Origin of the sequence: Streptomyces gardneri (genome assembly GCF_006539185.1) — a bacterium.
In the GTDB taxonomy this organism is placed as follows: domain Bacteria; phylum Actinomycetota; class Actinomycetes; order Streptomycetales; family Streptomycetaceae; genus Streptomyces; species Streptomyces gardneri.
The window spans coordinates 1-1,055 of sequence record NZ_BJMN01000140.1 but is presented as its reverse complement, the minus strand read 5'-3'; the positions used below and the strand labels follow the sequence as shown (position 1 = coordinate 1,055).

Sequence of the window (1,055 nt, the reverse complement as noted above, 5' to 3'; positions counted from 1 at the left end):
TAACGAGCTCGTGCACGGTAGGCGGTGAGACGTCGAGCCTTGGATGGTTGATCATGGTCGGGTGGTGGGGAACGCGTCTCGTGCAGTGATCATCAGCAACCGTCGGATCACGGGCCTGTCGGCCGATGTGATTGCTGAACTCATCGCGGAGGTGGGCCCGTTGTGGCATGAGCGACATCAGGCCAGGCTTGCCTCTCGGCCGCGGATGCGGGCCGTGGGGGCCGGTGCGAAGCACCAGCTGGTCTTCGTTGACCGGCTCCTGGCCACGCTCGTCCACCTCCGCCATGCAACCACTCACGACGTCCTGGCCTGCTGGTTCGGCGTCGACCGCTCCACCATCAGCCGGGCCGTCGGCGAGGTGCGGCCCCTGCTTGCCGAGCGGGGGTGCACCGTCAGTCCCGACGTGCGGCTGCGGACCCTGGCCGAGGTCGTCGAGCACCTCGGTGCCAGCGGGAAGACCGGCATCGTTGACGGCACGGAGATCCGGGTCCGGCGTCCCGTCGCCGGACGCAAGGACCGGGACAGGTTCATCTCCGGCAAGAACAAGCAGAATGCTGTCAAGTCCATGGTGGTCACGGACGGCGAGGGGCGTGTGTTGTGGTGCAGCCCGACCACACCCGGAAGCTGCGCGGACATCACCCATGCCCGCCAGTTAGGGCTGGTCAAGCTCCTGGCTGACGGGCCTGCCCTCGAGATCCTTGCCGATGCCGGCTATCAGGGCCTCGGCGCCCAGACCGGCGGACGCGTGGTGACACCGCCGCACCGCAAGTTCAAGAAGGACGCCCCCGACTGGTACGAAGAGATGCACGAGCGACAGCGCAAAGCGCACTCCTCACGCCGTATCCGGGTCGAGCATGGCATCGCACACCTGAAGAACTGGCGGGCACTGACCCGCCACCTCGGCCGCCGCGAGCACATCAGCGACACCGTCCAGGCCGTCGCCGGCCTGCTCTCCCACCAGCAGACCGCGGACCTGATCCCCGCACGGCAGAGCTGAACACCGAGCCCCGCCGGGATCCTCGACGTCTCACCGCCTACCGTGCACGAGCTCGTTA

At 67.7% G+C, this 1,055-nt stretch carries 1 protein-coding gene; it reads left to right on the top strand.

Features of this window, described 5'->3' with window-relative positions:
* Positions 1-85 precede the first annotated feature (85 nt).
* Positions 86-997, top strand: coding sequence for a transposase family protein (locus SGA01_RS40765; RefSeq protein WP_229918642.1), 912 nt, complete (start codon positions 86-88; stop codon positions 995-997).
* The last annotated feature ends 58 nt before the right edge of the window (positions 998-1,055 follow it).